This is a genomic window from Methylomonas rivi (assembly GCF_024505165.1).
GTDB lineage: Bacteria > Pseudomonadota > Gammaproteobacteria > Methylococcales > Methylomonadaceae > Methylomonas > Methylomonas rivi.
This window is the reverse complement of record NZ_JANIBK010000105.1, coordinates 1-14,138: the sequence shown is the minus strand read 5'-3', so window position 1 is coordinate 14,138 and position 14,138 is coordinate 1. Positions and strand designations below refer to the sequence as shown.

Here is a 14,138-nt window from a genome sequence, read left to right as displayed (position 1 = left end):
GGTGGCGGGGTCTTCGCTCGGCGCCACGTAGTCCAACCGGCCTTGGTGCGGAAAGCCGGTTTCGTCCGCCACCGCCAACTGCGCCGGCGTGCCTTTCAGATCGGCGGAACCGTTATTCAGCCGCTGGCTTTGGCGGCGGTATTTCAATACCGATTGTTCGTCGGCGTCGACGTAAACATATACCGGGTCGGTCGAGACGATGGTTGTCAGCAAGGTTGCCTCGCCGCCGGCATTGACGAGGTTGCCGGCGGTAACCCGTTCGCGGCCGATGCGCCCGGCGATAGGCGCTCTGATCTCGGTATAGTCCAGATTCAGTTTCGCCGTATACACGTTGGCTTCCGCCGAATTTACGGCGGCATCCGCTTCGCGCAAACCTTTATTGCGGGCGTCGTATTCTTCCGTGGAAATCGCTTTGGCGCGCAACAGGTTTTCCGCCCGCGCCAGATCGTTCTTGGCCAGGTCGCGCTTGGTTTTGGCGCGCTCCAACTCGGCTACGGCATAGTTCAGCTGGGCTTTAAACGGTCTGGGGTCGATCTGAAACAACAAATCGCCTTTGCCGACCTTGGCGCCGGCGGTGAAGTTGACTTTGTCCAGATAACCACTGACGCGGGCGCGCACATCCACCGCGTTCACCGCCTCGACACGGCCGGTGTATTCGTCCCATTCGGTGGTTTGCCGTTGCAAGGGTTGGGCGATTTTCACTTTGGGCGGCAGTGCCGAAACCGTTGCCGATTCCGAAGGCGAGTCGCAACCCGTCAATGCCAGCGCCAGTGCCAGCGTAATCGTCAGCCGGCGCAAAGCCAGCCCGGCCGCCGGTGCCTCGAGATTCGGGCGCTGTCCGGGCGGAATCGGGGCCGGTAAACAGGTATTTTCTTCCATAATCGATGCCTCAAGAATCGCAAAGTAATAAACGGTAATATCAATTACCGTTTAGTCTAGGGTATCATTTTGCGTTGAGTCAATTTATTTTTGCGTGATAGATCATGATCAAGTGCGGGCGGCCCTGTAAGGGCGAAGAACTGTTAAGCCGGGATAGAGTTTTGGATTCGGCCTTGCAGTTGTTTCTCGAACACGGCTACGGCAAGCTCAGCATGGAAACCATAGCCCGCGATGCCCGCGTGTCGTTGCGCACCATCTACCGCCATTTCGACGGCAAGGCCGGCTTGTTCGGCGCCTTAATCAAGCGGTGTACCGACCAGTTCATCGGCAGCCTGTCGGACGAGTGTCCGTTGGAAGAGGCCTTGATCGCTTTCGGCCGGCAGTTTTTGTTTCGGGTTACCCGGCCGAACGTTTTGAGAATGCGGGCGATATTGATCGGCGAAGCGCGGCAATTCCCGGATCTGGCTACCCAGTTTTACGAACAAGGCCCCAGCCGAACCCTGGGCCAGCTCGCCCGTTTTTTTGCGCGGCATCAACAGGCGGGACGGATTCGCACTATCGATCCCGATTTTTTGGCCGACCAATTTATCAGCGTCTTGCGCGGGGAACGTTTGCAGAGATTGCAGTTGGGCCTGGAAGCGCCGCCGGATGAAGAAGACATCGCGGTGTGGGTTACCCAAACCACCCGCTTGTTTTTAGAAGGGTGCATGGTCCGGTAATGCCTAAAAAGCCGGTTTAGGCTAATGCCGGTATAGGGGAGGCGGATATGCCGCCCGTAAAGGGTTAACTTCCGGCTCAAAAAATCGGTACGACCAAAACAAACACAAAAGCGATGATTGTCCAAAACACAAGCTTGGTTTTTAGCGGGGTATTGCGCCAAACCGTCGTTAATTCGTCTTTGAGCGCCCGTTTAGCGTCCGCCGCCGCGCGTATGCGTTTAACGGCGCCTTTAACCGTGCTGCGTTCCAGTCTTTCCTGTTCTTCATACAGAATTGCATCGAGCGGCGAGTAAAACACATCGCAGGCGGGGCATTTATAGGCCTCGCCTTGCCGGGGTTGGCCGCATTGGGGGCAGTTTTTCATGCCGGCTCCTTAATCATGGGCGGCCAACGCTCGCGCGTTAAGGCCGCCGATAAAGCGTTGGAAAAAAGCTTGAGTTAAGCGGCGATGCCGTTGTGCCTCAACAGGGCATCGATATTCGGTTCCCGGCCGCGGAAGTTTTTGAACAGCGTCATGGCTTGATCGCTGCCGCCTTGCTCGAGAATATTGTGCAAAAACGACTCGCCGGTGGCGCGGTCGAAAATGCCTTTTTCTTCAAATAAAGAAAAGGCATCGGCCGACAAGACTTCCGCCCATTTATAGCTGTAGTAGCCGGCCGCGTAGCCGCCGGCGAAAATGTGCGAGAAGCTGTGGGCGAAACGGTTGAACGGCGGGACTTTGACGACGGCGACTTGGTCCCTGACTTGTTGCAGGATTTGATAAATCCGCCCGCCCTTGGCGGGGTCGTAGTTTTGGTGGATTTTGAAATCGAACAAACTGAATTCCAGCTGCCGCACCATCAGCATGCCGGCCTGGAAGTTTTTTGCCGCCAGCATTTTGTCGAACAAGCTTTCGGGCAAGCTGGCGCCGGTTTGATAGTGGCCGGAGATCAGGTCGAGCGCCGGCTTTTCCCAGCACCAGTTTTCCATGAACTGGCTGGGCAGTTCCACGGCGTCCCATTCCACGCCGTTAATGCCGGAAACGCCCAGGTGATCGATTTGGGTCAGCATGTGGTGCAGGCCGTGACCGAATTCGTGGAACAGGGTTTGCACTTCGTCGTGGGTCAGCAAGGCCGGATCGCTGCCGGTCGGCGGGGTGAAATTGCAAGTCAGATAGGCAATCGGGGTTTGCAGGCCGGTGCTGGTTTTCCTGCGGCAGACGCAATCGTCCATCCAGGCGCCGCCGCGTTTTTTGGCGCGGGCGTATAAATCCAGGTAGAAACGGCCGCGCAATTGGCCGCTATTGTCCATAATCTGATAAAAACGCACATCGGGGTGCCAGGTGTCGAAGTCTTTGATTTCGCTGATTTGCAAACCGTAGAGTTTTTCCACGATGGCGAACAGGCCGGGAATTACCCGGGTGGCGGGGAAGTAGGTTTTCACTTCTTCCTGGGACAGTTGATAAAAATGTTGGCGCATTTTTTCCGAGTAATAACCGATGTCCCAGGCTTGCAGGTCGTGCAGGCCGTGTTCCGAGGCGGCGAAGTCCTGCAATTCGGTCAGGTCGCGGCGGGCCTGGCGCCAGGATTTGTCGGCCAGATCTTCCAGAAATTTCACCACGTCGCCGGTGGACTCGGCCATTTTGGTGGCTAGCGAATATTCGGCGTAATTGTTGAAACCCAGCAATTGGGCTTTTTCGTGGCGCAGGGCCAGGAGCTGTTCCATGATGCCGGAGTTGTCCCATTGGCCGGCATGCGGGCCTTGATCGGAAGCGCGGGTGCAGAAGGCTTCGTAATGTTCGCGGCGCAATTCGCGGTTGTCGGCGTAAGTCATCACGGCCAGATAGGATGGAAATTGCAGGTTGATCAGCCAACCGTCCTTGCCCTCGGCTTCGGCGGCTTGTCTGGCCTGCGCCAGTGCCGATTCGGGCAGGCCGGCCAAGTCGTCGATATGGCTGATTTGCTTGTGCCAGGCATTGGTGGCGTCGAGCAGATGTTCTTCGTATTGGCTGGCCAGCTTGGATAGTTGTTGGTTGATGTCTTTGTAGCGGGCTTGTTTGTCGGCCGGCAAATCGACGCCGGATAAATGAAAATCGCGCAAGGCGTTGTTGACTATTTTTTGTTGGGCGCGATCGAGGCCGACAAAATCCGCGCTGTCGCGGATGGCGCAATAGGCCTCGTAGAGCGCGCGGTTTTGGCCGACCTCGGTGGAATATTCGCTGAGCTTGCCCAGGCAGGCGTTGTAAGCGTCGCGCATGGCGTCGCTATTGACCACGGAATTCATATGGCTGACGGGCGACCAGGCTTTGTTCAGACGGTCTTCGGCGTCGTCGATGGGCGCGATCAAATTGTCCCAGAGGTAAGGGCCGCCGGTTTGCAATTGAGTGGCTATGGTTTGCCGGGCTTCGCCAAGCAATTGATCGATTGCGGGCTCCACATGTTCGGGCAGGATTTTGGAAAATTGCGGCAGTTCGGTGGTTTCTAGTAAAGGATTGCTCATGGCGGTTGGCGGCGTATTGTGCTGATAAATGTTGATATAAGTTATGCCTAGTGTACCGGACGGTTTGGCCGCGGTCGGTTAGCTCAGGTCGGCTTCCGGTGAAATGGCTAGGATTTTAGTCTTCTTTTTAGGCGTTAAGTTCTGAAAAAACTCAGGGCTTCGGCGATTTGTTGTTTAGCTTCGTGCAGGGCCTGCAGCGACATGTCCGGCGTCAAGGCGCGATCGCCGAGTTTGGCGAAGGCCGGTAAGGTATTCAGCGGCGGCAGCTTTTGGGCCTGCCGGTTGCCGAGTTGGGCGTGAAAACGGGCCAACAAGACGATGTCGCTCATTTGCAGCGCGGGGTCGCCGTTGTAGTACCAATTACCGGATTGGCTGGGAATTTTTAACAAACTTTCGGGAAAATGCCATTTTTTTAAAATGAATTCGCCCACCACGTCCTGCAATGCCTCGATGGTTTTATCCAGTTCCTGTTCCGTATAGGCGATATTGTTAACGCTTTCGGCGAACGTGATGATGGGCAGCGCGCCGATATTGTGCGTGAGCCCGGCCAGCAAGGCTTCGTCGGGATTGATTTTTTTCGCCATGCCTGCCAGCGTGTAGCTGAGGCTGGCGATTTGTATGCTTTGCCGCCAAAGTTGTTGCACGCGGTTGTTGAGCAGTTTGTTATTGCTGCGGAACAGGTTGTGCATGCTGATGCTGGTGACCAAGTTTTGCGTGGCTTTCAGGCCCAGGCGGTTTATTGCGTCGTGGCATTTGGAAATGGGATTGACGGTACGGTACAGCGGGCTGTTGGCGACTTGAATCAGCTTGGAGGCGATAACGGGGTCGAGGTTGATGATTTTTACCGCATCGGCAATGCTGATGTCTTTTTGCAAGGCGCTGCGCAATCTGAACGCCACATCGGGCAGGCTGGGCAAGCGCAGTTCGTCGCGCCGAAAGGCCGCGCAAAACGCGTTGTAAAAATCGCTGTCGGCTAGTTCCGGCGGGACGGCCGCGGCATTGGCCAGCGGATTATGGCTAAGCGCGGCATTGCTGCTGTGCTGTAAGGCCGAGAGCGGTAAATAGGCTATCTGCGTCGCGGATTTGGCGATTGCGGTGAAGTGGTGGTCGGCGTGCGACGATAAGGGGTGGTAGGCGGTGAAGGTATCTTCGTCGACGGTATAGCCGCTGCCGTTTGCCGCCTCCAGAAAGACACGGCCGGAGTATAGATAAATCAAGGCATCCGCGTTTTCGCCGCGGTTAAAGATGATTTGGCCGGGCGTGAAATGCTCTATGGAAACATTAAGGGCTTGTAATGCCTCGGGGGAGAGTTTGCCGACGGGCACCAGTTTTTGCAGGAACGCCAGCGGCAAGGCCGTTTTAGCACCCGGCGCGGATTTTGGGTTGGCTTCGGGTTGTTCGGCGTTTTTTTTTAGAAATTTCCAAAACATAGGGTTAGCGGCTGAAAATGGCTAAGGCTTCATGAATTTTGTTTTTGGCATCATGAAGGATAGCCAGAGTGTTTTCGGGCGACAAGGCCATGCCTTTGAGTTTGCTGGCGGCGGGAATGGCGGCGATCGAGGGTAGTTCGTTAGTCGCTTTTTTGCCGATCAAGGCGTGCAATCTCGATAACACCACAATATCGGTCAGAGAGAGCACGTCGCCGAGATTCTGATACCAGTTGCGGGAGTTTAAGGCGACATCGATAAATTCCTCGGAAAACTGCCATTCGTTGAGGACGGTGGCGCTCACCGGGCCGACGACAACAGGTAGGGCCTGTTTGATTTCGGCTTCGTTAATGAATTCTTCCGGCAGATTGGCGACGAAATTCAGAAACGGAATGCTGCCGATGTCGCAAACCAGGCCGGCCAATAAGGCGTCTTCCGGTTTGGCTTGCTGGCTGGAGGCGGCCAGCACGTGGCACAGCGCGGAAAGATACAGGCTTTGTTTCCAGAGTTTTTCCAGTCTGTCTTTGACTAAAGAGGATTTGCTTTTAAAAATCTGCTTGAGACTAAGGGCGACGACCAGATTGCGGGTGGCGTTGAGGCCGATGCGGTTGACGGCTTCCAGACAGTTTTTGGCGGGAACCAGCGTCAGGTACAACGGACAGTTGGCCACCTCGATCAGCTTCGCGGAGATAACGGGGTCCAGTTGAATGATGTTGACCGCGACGTCCAGATTGACATCTTTTTGAATGGCATTGCGCAACTTGATGGCGACTTCCGGCAAGGATGGAATTTCCAGCTCATGATTTTGGTAATGGTCGGCGAACAATGCCAGCAGCCGGTTGTCGCGCTGGTTTTCGGGTATCGGCAGGGCCTTATGCTGGAAACGGTTGCGGGAGGACATGATTTTTAACGACACCCGCAGGATGCCGATGTCGGATTGGGCGACGGCGGTTGTGGTGTGTTTGCTGCCGCTGCAAATCGGGAATTTGGCTTGGGCGCTGCCTTCTTCGATGGTATAGCTGCGCCCGTTGGGGTCGGTAAACTGTATGCTGCCGAAGATCAGATAAATCGCGCAATCGGCGGGGCTGTCGATGGTGAATAACGTGGTGCCGCTGTCGATTAATTCGACATGGTTTTCCGATGCGAAGCTTTGGCGGATCTCTTCGCTGAGGTTTCTGATGGGAAAAAGCTGTTCGAGAATTTCGGGCGAGACTTTTTGGCCGAAGCGGGGCAACTTGGCCGCGGGGCTCAGTTTGTCGAAAAAAGCTTTTATTGAGGCCATATCGTTCCGGGAACTAGCGCGTGAATTTTGGTTTGAAGCATAGTCGATTTTGTCCGCACTACAGCCGTGGGTCAACAGTTAGCCGGATAAATTTAAGGCTTTCCGCTCACGGTTGAGTAAATCGATGACCGGGGCGGTATCGGGACGAATGCCCCGCCAAAGGGCAAAAGCTTCCGCGGCTTGTTCCACCAGCATGCCCAGCCCGTCGAGACTTTGCCTTGCTTGCCGGGCAAGACCCCATTGGACGAAGGCCGTAGGCCGGTTGCCGTAGGCCAGATCGTAACAACAGCCGTTTTCCGCTAATAAATCGCCGGGTAGCGGCGGCAGTTCGCCGCTGAGGCTGGCGGAGGTGGCGTTGATAATCAAATCGAATTGCCGCGAAGCCAGTCCGGCGTAGTCGCTGCAAGAAAGGTCCGGGTCGGCGAATTCGGCCACTATCGTTTCCGCTTTATCGAGCGTGCGGTTGGCGATGGCGATACAGGCGGGGCGATGTTCCAGCAATGGGCCCAAGATACCGCGGGTAGCTCCGCCCGCGCCCAGGATTAATATGCGGCTGTTCGGTAATGTAATATTGTGGTTGAGCGTCAAGTCGTTTACCAAACCGATGCCGTCGGTGTTGTCGCCCAGTATGCCGCCGTCCGTTTGCCTGGCCAGAGTGTTGACGGCCTTGCTTTTCCGTGCCCGCTCGCTGAGCCGGCCGGCGTATTGCCAGGCCAGTTCCTTTAACGGTACCGTGCAATTTAAGCCTTTGCCGCCGTTGGCGAAGAAGGCGTCCGCGGCTGCCTGGAAAGCTTCCGCCGTTACATCTTGCGCCGTATAGTGGATTGGCTGCCGGGTTTGCTCGGCAAACAAGCCGTGAATGCGGGGCGATTTGCTATGGCTGATGGGATGCCCGAAAACGGCGTAGCGGTCAGTTGTCGTTATTGCCACGGTATTTGATGACCCATTTGTTCCAAAGAAATGTACCGATCACCACGGCGGCGCCCAGGCCGCCGCAGGTCCATATGAAGGCTTCGACATAGGCGATGATTATGGCGCTGCTCGCCAGATAGAAACCTATCAGGGTGAATTGCCAGCCGATACGCTTACCGTCCAGTATGGTTGCCATGGCCAGCAATAGCAAGATGACCAAGCTCGCGCCGGTTTCGGTGAGTTGTCCCGATTTTTGTACCAAAAAAGCGGCGGCAACGATCAAGAATGTCAGCAGCCAATGCGAGGCTTGTTCTTTAACGATGTCGCCGAATTCTATCTCGCCGCGTTTCGATTGCAGCCAGGAGACGAAAATCGATAACATGCCGAACACGATGACCATGAACAGCCAGTAACCGTAGCCGTCGTGCCGGGAAAAGTCCGTAATCGCCATGCCTAACAGCGAAAGCAGCAGCATCGCTATAAATATGGCCTGCTCCAGGCCGAAATGGCGCGGGTGAACGAGTTCTTCCAGTTTTTCCTGCTCTTCAAGCTCTTGCGTGCTCATGATCCCCGCCCGGGTTAATTGTTTACGATTTTAGCCATTGCGCCGCATTTTTGGCGTAGTAAGTCAGGACGGCGTCGCAACCGGCGCGCTTGAAGGCCAGCAAGGATTCCAGCACGGTTTGCCGTTCATCCAGCCAGCCGTTTTGCGCGGCAGCCTTGAGCATGGCGTATTCGCCGCTGACCTGGTAAGCGAAGGTCGGTACGCCGAATTCGCTTTTGGCGCGGCGGATGATGTCCAGATAGGGCATGCCGGGTTTGACCATGATCATGTCCGCGCCTTCTTGCAAGTCCAGGGCGATTTCTCGCATCGCTTCGTCGGAATTGGCCGGATCCATTTGATAGCTGTATTTATTGCCGCCGCCCAGATTGCCGGCGGAGCCGACGGCGTCGCGGAACGGTCCGTAGAAACTGGAGGCGTATTTGGCCGAATAGGCCAGAATGCGCGTGTTGACGTGGCCGTTGGTTTCCAGGGTTTGTCTGATGGCGCCGATTCTGCCGTCCATCATGTCGGAAGGGGCGACGATGTCGGCGCCGGCTTCGGCGTGCGATAAAGCCTGTTTGCACAGCACTTCCACCGTTTCATCGTTGACGACGTAGCCTTGCCGGTCGATCAAGCCGTCTTGGCCATGCGAAGTGAAGGGATCCAGCGCGACATCGGTAATGACGCCCAGTTCCGGAAAGGCGGCTTTTAAGGCTCGGACGCTGCGTTGCGCCAAACCCTCCGGGTTGAAGGCTTCGCCGGCATCCAGGGATTTTTGCGCGGCGTCCACCACCGGAAACAAGGCAATGGCGGGGATGCCGAGGGTCAGCAAGGATTCGGCTTCTTTAAGCAATAAGTCCAGGGATAGTCGGTTTACCCCCGGCATCGAGGCAACGGTTTCCTGGCGATTATGGCCTTCAATGACGAATAAAGGGCAAATCAAATCATCGGCGGACAGACGGTTTTCTTGCATCAATCGGCGGGAAAACGCCTGATAGCGCATTCTGCGCATGCGAGTGGCTGGGAAAAAGTCTTTAGGGTGTGACATCTTTTCCATAGTAAAATAGTCGGGTGTGTAGGGCCTGATGAGGTTGGCCAACCCCGTTGGGCCGGTAAATTTCAAAAAATATTATTGTAACAGTGTATCGATCTTGAGCGGTTGATTTCGGCCGGCGATACGTTATATGAGGTGGTTGTAACAATCATGAAACAGTATTTGAACGTTTTATTTATTTTACTTTTTGGGTTTTTGGCTAATGCCGGGGTACCGACGCAGGCTGTCGCGGCGGATTTGCTGGAACCGCAAAAAGTTATTGAGGATGCCTCCAGTCAATTGAAAGTGCGGATGCAGGATCCCGGTTTCACCAAGGATTTTCGTAAAATTACCGAGTTTGTGCATTCGGTGATTTATCCGCGGGCGGATTTCGATCTGATTTCATCGTTAGTCTTGGGTAAGATGTGGAAAGAGGCGTCGGCGTCTGAAAAAGAGGCGTTTAAAAAAGAATTCCAGACCTTGCTGATAAGGACTTACTCTAGGGCATTTGTCGAATTCAAGGAATGGTCGGTGAGGTTTTTGCCGATCAATGCCGACGAGGATGAGCGCAAGGTGATGGTCAAAACCGAAATTTTGCAGCCCGGTTTACAGCCGATTGCGGTGAATTACCGCATGCTGTTTAACAAGGGCGAATGGAAGGTTTACGATATTTTGATTGAAGGCGTGAGTCTGGTGACCAATTACCGGACCAGTTTTAAAAATGAAGTCGAACGTACCGGTTCCTTGCAGGAAGTCATCAATCAATTGGCGAAGCGCAATACCGAAGCGCTTTCATCTCAAAATCATTCTTAAGCCGCTTTTATTCCCCGAAGGCAAACTTCGGGGAATAGTCCCCTATGCATTTCAATAAAGATTCTCTCTACGCCAATCCGCTTGGCGAAATAGCGACATTTAAATTCGACGAGTCGGTGGTGAATGTTTTTCCGGACATGATCCAGCGCTCAGTACCCGGATACGGCGCCATCATTTCGGCCATCGGCTTATTGGCGGGCCGGTTTAGCCGGTCGCATAGTCATTGTTACGACTTAGGTTGTTCTCTAGGGGCGGCGGCGTTGGCGATGCGCGAGCGGATTGCCGCGGCCGATTGCCGGATAGTGGCGGTTGATAGCTCGGAGGCAATGGTCGAGCGTTTTAAGCGCAACCTGGTTGCCGACGGGTCCAAGCCGAGTATCGATATTCAATGCGCCGATATCCGGGAGGTTGGCATCGAGCGGGCGTCCGTGGTAGTGCTCAATTTTACGCTGCAGTTTATTCCTTTGGCCGATAGGGCGGCTTTATTGGAAAAGATCTATCGAGGCATGCTGCCGGGCGGGGTTTTAATTTTATCCGAAAAACTGGGGTTTGAAGATGCCCGGCAACAGGCCTTGCATGTGGATATGCATCATCATTTCAAGAAAATGCAGGGCTACAGCGAGTTGGAAATCAGCCAAAAACGGTTGGCCTTGGAAGACGTGTTGCTGGCCGAATCGTTTACAACCCATAGGCACCGGCTGATGGCCGCCGGATTCGATAGCGTGGAAATTTGGTTCCAGTATTTTAATTTTGCCTCCATGATCGCACTGAAATGATCGATTACAGTCCCTTATACCGGGTGCTGGAGTCTTTAGGCGCCGACAGCTGGGCGCGGCAGCTGTCCGGGCAGTTGGCGGGAACGTTCGATGAGCGAACGCACGGCGATTTACTTAAATGGCGGGCGGCGATTGATGAGTTGCCGAGCGTCAAGCCGAGTAGCGTGGATTTGCGCGATGCGGTTTCTATCGGTAATGCCGCCGATTTGTCCGAGCCGGAGTCGCGGCGGCTAATTACGGGCTTGCAAAAGCTGCATCCCTGGCGCAAGGGCCCTTATCGGCTGTTTGGGGTCGATGTCGATACCGAGTGGCGCTCGGATTGGAAATGGGACAGGTTAGCGCCGCATATTGCGCCGTTGCAAAATCGTCTGGTGTTGGATATCGGCTGCGGCAACGGTTATCACTGTTGGCGCATGCTGGGCGCCGGCGCGCGGCTGGTTATCGGTATTGATCCAACCTTGTTGAGCGTGATGCAGTTTCAAGCCTTGCGCAAACTTTATGGAACCGATGTGCCGCTGTATCTGTTGCCTTTGGGCGTTGAGCAGTTGCCCGCGGAAATGAAGTTATTCGATACGGTATTTTCCATGGGGGTTTTGTATCACCGGCGTTCGCCCATCGACCATCTGCTGGAATTGAAGGGGTGTTTGCGGCCCGGGGGGGAGTTGGTGCTTGAGACGCTGGTTGTCGACGGCGGGGCGGATACGCTGCTGTTCCCCGAGTCGCGGTATGCGCAAATGCGCAATGTCTGGTTTTTGCCCAGTTGTGAATTATTGATGGTATGGATGCGCCGCTGCGGCTTCAAAAATATCAGGTTGTGCAATGTCGTCAAGACAACCGTGGATGAGCAGCGCAGTACCGAGTGGATGCGGTTTAATTCCTTGAAGGATTTTCTGGATCCGGATAATGATGCCCTGACTTGCGAAGGGTTGCCGGCGCCCGTGCGGGCAATGCTGGTGGCTAATATAGATTAGACGGATGGGGTGTTGCAAAAAATGCGAATGCGGCTAAGCTAGTTTTCAGGTTGTGCGGATTTCTGTTGCAGAGATATTGCTAAACCTGATCTAACTTTGAGATTTCAATTTGGAGAAAATTATGAAGAATTTATTTTTGATCTTGATTTTGCTGCCGCTGAATGTGTTTGCCGCTCCGGTTAATGTCAACCAGGCGGATGCGGAAACCATTTCCGAATCATTGAATGGTATAGGGCCGAAGAAGGCTCAGGCTATCGTTCAATACAGAACGGAGCATGGAAATTTTGAAAGTTTAAAAGATCTCGAAAATGTTAGCGGGATAGGCGAGAAAACCATTAAAGCTAACGAAAAAGATATTGTTTTCACCGATACGCCGGCCGAGAAGCAGAAGAGCGAGCAAGTTAGCAATAAAGCTAAGTAACATCGCCGGAAATGCCGGGCCGCTGTTCGGCCATGGACAGCGGCCCGCGCTTAATGAAAATCAATACGTCCGGGCATAATATCAAGCCAGCTTAACCGAGTGGGTTGACGCTAAAAAAGCAATGGCCCGAAACAGACGCGGGCATTGACATATATCCTATTTCTATCTTACAGTTATGGACGCATCACGAGTAAGTGACAAGCCTAGCGGATTGCGGCAGTGAGCTAATCGGCTAAATACAAATAATAAAACTTTCGGAGCACATCACATGGCAAGACCATTAATTCAAATGGCGTTGGACTCTTTGGATTTCGACCAAACCGTAGCATTGGCGGATCAAGTAGCGCCTTATGTTGATATTTTTGAAATCGGCACCCCTTGCATCAAATACAACGGTGTTAACCTGGTTAAAGAACTGAGAAACCGTTACCCGGACAAATTGTTGCTGGTCGACCTGAAAACCATGGACGCCGGCGAATACGAAGCAGGCGCTTTCTACGCAGCCGGCGCCGACATTTGCACCGTATTGGGCGTATCCGGCTTGGCGACTATCGCCGGCGTTATCAAAGCGGCTAAAAAATACGCCGCCGAGACCCAAATCGACTTGATCAACGTAGCCGACAAAGCGGAATGCGCAAGAGAATCCGTGAAACTGGGCGCGCAAATCGTCGGCATTCACACCGGTCTGGACGCGCAAGCGGCAGGTCAAACCCCATTCGGCGATTTGAACGACATCGCGCGCCTGGGTCTGGGTGTTCGCATCTCTGTTGCCGGCGGCATCAAACAAGCCACCGTACAACAAGTCGTTGAGGCAGGCGCAAACATCATCGTTGTCGGCGCGGCCATTTACGGCGCGCCTTCTCCAGCGGAAGCTGCTCGCGAAATCCGCGAATTGGTAGACGCAGCGGCGGTATAAGTCATGCATCAAGAGTTAGTAATTAGCAAAATTTCAAGTATTCTTGAAGCCACTCCCGACGGCCATGACAAAGCGCTGGTCGATATGCTGGATCAGGCTAAAAGAATTTTTATTTCCGGTGCCGGACGTTCAAAATTGGTCGGTAACTTTTTTGCCATGCGTCTGATGCACGGCGGCTATGACGTCAGTGTGGTTGGCGAAATCGTTACACCTAGCATCAAAGCCGGTGACTTGCTGATCATTATTTCGGGTTCCGGCGAAACCGAACAATTAATTGCCTTTACTAAAAAAGCCAAGGAAATCGGTGCGAAAATTGTCCTGATTTCCGCAAAAGACGATTCGACCATAGGCGATATGGCTGACATCACGCTGCAAATTGGTAGAGCCGAGCAATACGGTAAAGTCAAGGGTATGCCCATGGGGACTGTGTTTGAACTATCGACCTTGCTTTTCTTGGAAGCGACTATCTCGCATGTGATCCACGACAAAGGGATCGAAGAAGAAGTAATGAGATCCAGACACGCTAACTTGGAATAAAGGCTTAGGGCCTGCGTTCGTTATGAATGCGGGCCTTTTTAGCTTTTGATATCAAGGTGTTACCGAATCCGGCAGTCTAATTGAAGAGTGTGGTTTTGGTTGTCCTTGCCATTCACCGAGCCTCAGCATAACGATGTTTGATCGAGCAAACGTCGAACCTAAAACAAATTATAAGGAGACAAACATGCCTTCGCGCCGAGACTTAGCGAACGCCATCCGCGCACTCAGCATGGACGCCGTACAAAAAGCCAACTCAGGACACCCTGGAGCCCCGATGGGGATGGCTGACATCGCAGAAGTATTGTGGAACGATTTTCTGCAACACAACCCCACGAATCCTAAATGGCCCAACCGCGACCGCTTCGTGCTGTCCAACGGCCACGGCTCCATGCTGATTTATTCGCTGTTGCACCTGGCCGGCTACAATTTG

16 protein-coding genes are annotated in these 14,138 nt (G+C 53.9%); 8 read left to right on the top strand and 8 right to left on the bottom strand.

All coding sequences use genetic code 11. The features are described from left to right. Positions 1 to 879: efflux RND transporter periplasmic adaptor subunit (locus NP596_RS15590; protein ID WP_256616310.1), on the bottom strand; the 879-nt coding region annotated here is incomplete at its 3' end. A gap of 104 nt (positions 880 to 983) precedes the next feature. Here NP596_RS15590 and NP596_RS15585 point away from each other — a divergent pair. Next, positions 984 to 1,598, top strand: a complete 615-nt coding sequence (locus NP596_RS15585; protein ID WP_256616309.1) for a TetR/AcrR family transcriptional regulator — start codon at positions 984 to 986, stop codon at positions 1,596 to 1,598. A gap of 76 nt (positions 1,599 to 1,674) precedes the next feature. Here the strand turns inward: NP596_RS15585 and NP596_RS15580 are convergent, their stop codons facing one another. The 7 genes from NP596_RS15580 to hemB form a co-directional block, all read right to left on the bottom strand. Continuing rightward, positions 1,675 to 1,962, bottom strand: a complete 288-nt coding sequence (locus NP596_RS15580; RefSeq protein WP_256616307.1) for a hypothetical protein — start codon at positions 1,960 to 1,962, stop codon at positions 1,675 to 1,677. 74 nt (positions 1,963 to 2,036) lie between these two features. Next, on the bottom strand, positions 2,037 to 4,076 hold the full coding sequence (gene prlC / locus NP596_RS15575) for an oligopeptidase A (RefSeq protein ID WP_256616306.1): 2,040 nt from the start codon (positions 4,074 to 4,076) through the stop codon (positions 2,037 to 2,039). A gap of 134 nt (positions 4,077 to 4,210) precedes the next feature. Further along, positions 4,211 to 5,506, bottom strand: a complete 1,296-nt coding sequence (locus NP596_RS15570; RefSeq protein WP_256616305.1) for an HDOD domain-containing protein — start codon at positions 5,504 to 5,506, stop codon at positions 4,211 to 4,213. Positions 5,507 to 5,510: 4 nt separating this feature from the next. Continuing rightward, positions 5,511 to 6,785 (bottom strand): HDOD domain-containing protein, encoded by a 1,275-nt coding sequence (locus tag NP596_RS15565; protein WP_256616304.1) that lies wholly within the window; start codon positions 6,783 to 6,785, stop codon positions 5,511 to 5,513. A gap of 78 nt (positions 6,786 to 6,863) precedes the next feature. Next, positions 6,864 to 7,709 carry a shikimate dehydrogenase gene (gene aroE / locus NP596_RS15560; RefSeq protein WP_256616311.1) on the bottom strand — a complete coding sequence of 282 codons (846 nt, stop codon included), beginning with the start codon at positions 7,707 to 7,709 and terminating at the stop codon, positions 6,864 to 6,866. Then, positions 7,696 to 8,262, bottom strand: coding sequence for a hypothetical protein (locus NP596_RS15555; protein WP_256616303.1), 567 nt, complete (start codon positions 8,260 to 8,262; stop codon positions 7,696 to 7,698). Before NP596_RS15555 ends, aroE begins: the two co-directional genes overlap by 14 nt. Before the next feature lie 22 nt (positions 8,263 to 8,284). Next, positions 8,285 to 9,298, bottom strand: coding sequence for a porphobilinogen synthase (gene hemB, locus NP596_RS15550; RefSeq protein WP_256616302.1), 1,014 nt, complete (start codon positions 9,296 to 9,298; stop codon positions 8,285 to 8,287). A 147-nt stretch (positions 9,299 to 9,445) separates the two neighbouring features. Between hemB and NP596_RS15545 the strand changes: the two genes are divergently transcribed. The 7 genes from NP596_RS15545 to NP596_RS15515 form a co-directional block, all read left to right on the top strand. Then, entirely contained in the window at positions 9,446 to 10,087 is a 642-nt protein-coding gene (locus NP596_RS15545; protein ID WP_256616301.1) for an MlaC/ttg2D family ABC transporter substrate-binding protein, read from the top strand. A gap of 44 nt (positions 10,088 to 10,131) precedes the next feature. Beyond that, positions 10,132 to 10,863 (top strand): carboxy-S-adenosyl-L-methionine synthase CmoA, encoded by a 732-nt coding sequence (cmoA, locus tag NP596_RS15540; RefSeq protein WP_256616300.1) that lies wholly within the window; start codon positions 10,132 to 10,134, stop codon positions 10,861 to 10,863. Further along, a complete protein-coding gene (gene cmoB / locus NP596_RS15535) occupies positions 10,860 to 11,834 on the top strand; it encodes a tRNA 5-methoxyuridine(34)/uridine 5-oxyacetic acid(34) synthase CmoB (protein ID WP_256616299.1) in 975 nt (324 codons plus the stop codon). The genes cmoA and cmoB overlap by 4 nt, the downstream gene beginning before the upstream one ends. Before the next feature lie 121 nt (positions 11,835 to 11,955). Further along, the gene (locus NP596_RS15530; RefSeq protein ID WP_256616298.1) at positions 11,956 to 12,255 is read left to right on the top strand and encodes a ComEA family DNA-binding protein; all 300 of its coding nucleotides are present in this window, start codon (positions 11,956 to 11,958) and stop codon (positions 12,253 to 12,255) included. 268 nt (positions 12,256 to 12,523) lie between these two features. Further along, positions 12,524 to 13,171, top strand: a complete 648-nt coding sequence (gene hxlA, locus NP596_RS15525; RefSeq protein ID WP_256616297.1) for a 3-hexulose-6-phosphate synthase — start codon at positions 12,524 to 12,526, stop codon at positions 13,169 to 13,171. Positions 13,172 to 13,174: 3 nt separating this feature from the next. Further along, on the top strand, positions 13,175 to 13,708 hold the full coding sequence (gene hxlB / locus NP596_RS15520; RefSeq protein ID WP_256616296.1) for a 6-phospho-3-hexuloisomerase: 534 nt from the start codon (positions 13,175 to 13,177) through the stop codon (positions 13,706 to 13,708). 184 nt (positions 13,709 to 13,892) lie between these two features. Then, on the top strand, positions 13,893 to 14,138 hold a 246-nt coding region (locus tag NP596_RS15515), incomplete at its 3' end, for a thiamine pyrophosphate-binding protein (RefSeq protein WP_504130407.1).

Bases quoted from the DNA above. Each gene is read 5' to 3' on its own strand.
- NP596_RS15585 (WP_256616309.1), top strand. From the start codon at position 984: ATGATCAAGTGCGGGCGGCCCTGTAAGGGCGAAGAACTGTTAAGCCGG.
- NP596_RS15580 (WP_256616307.1), bottom strand. From the start codon at position 1,962: ATGAAAAACTGCCCCCAATGCGGCCAACCCCGGCAAGGCGAGGCCTAT.
- prlC (WP_256616306.1), bottom strand. From the start codon at position 4,076: ATGAGCAATCCTTTACTAGAAACCACCGAACTGCCGCAATTTTCCAAA.
- NP596_RS15570 (WP_256616305.1), bottom strand. From the start codon at position 5,506: ATGTTTTGGAAATTTCTAAAAAAAAACGCCGAACAACCCGAAGCCAAC.
- NP596_RS15565 (WP_256616304.1), bottom strand. From the start codon at position 6,785: ATGGCCTCAATAAAAGCTTTTTTCGACAAACTGAGCCCCGCGGCCAAG.
- NP596_RS15555 (WP_256616303.1), bottom strand. From the start codon at position 8,262: ATGAGCACGCAAGAGCTTGAAGAGCAGGAAAAACTGGAAGAACTCGTT.
- hemB (WP_256616302.1), bottom strand. From the start codon at position 9,298: ATGGAAAAGATGTCACACCCTAAAGACTTTTTCCCAGCCACTCGCATG.
- NP596_RS15545 (WP_256616301.1), top strand. From the start codon at position 9,446: ATGAAACAGTATTTGAACGTTTTATTTATTTTACTTTTTGGGTTTTTG.
- cmoA (WP_256616300.1), top strand. From the start codon at position 10,132: ATGCATTTCAATAAAGATTCTCTCTACGCCAATCCGCTTGGCGAAATA.
- cmoB (WP_256616299.1), top strand. From the start codon at position 10,860: ATGATCGATTACAGTCCCTTATACCGGGTGCTGGAGTCTTTAGGCGCC.
- NP596_RS15530 (WP_256616298.1), top strand. From the start codon at position 11,956: ATGAAGAATTTATTTTTGATCTTGATTTTGCTGCCGCTGAATGTGTTT.
- hxlA (WP_256616297.1), top strand. From the start codon at position 12,524: ATGGCAAGACCATTAATTCAAATGGCGTTGGACTCTTTGGATTTCGAC.
- hxlB (WP_256616296.1), top strand. From the start codon at position 13,175: ATGCATCAAGAGTTAGTAATTAGCAAAATTTCAAGTATTCTTGAAGCC.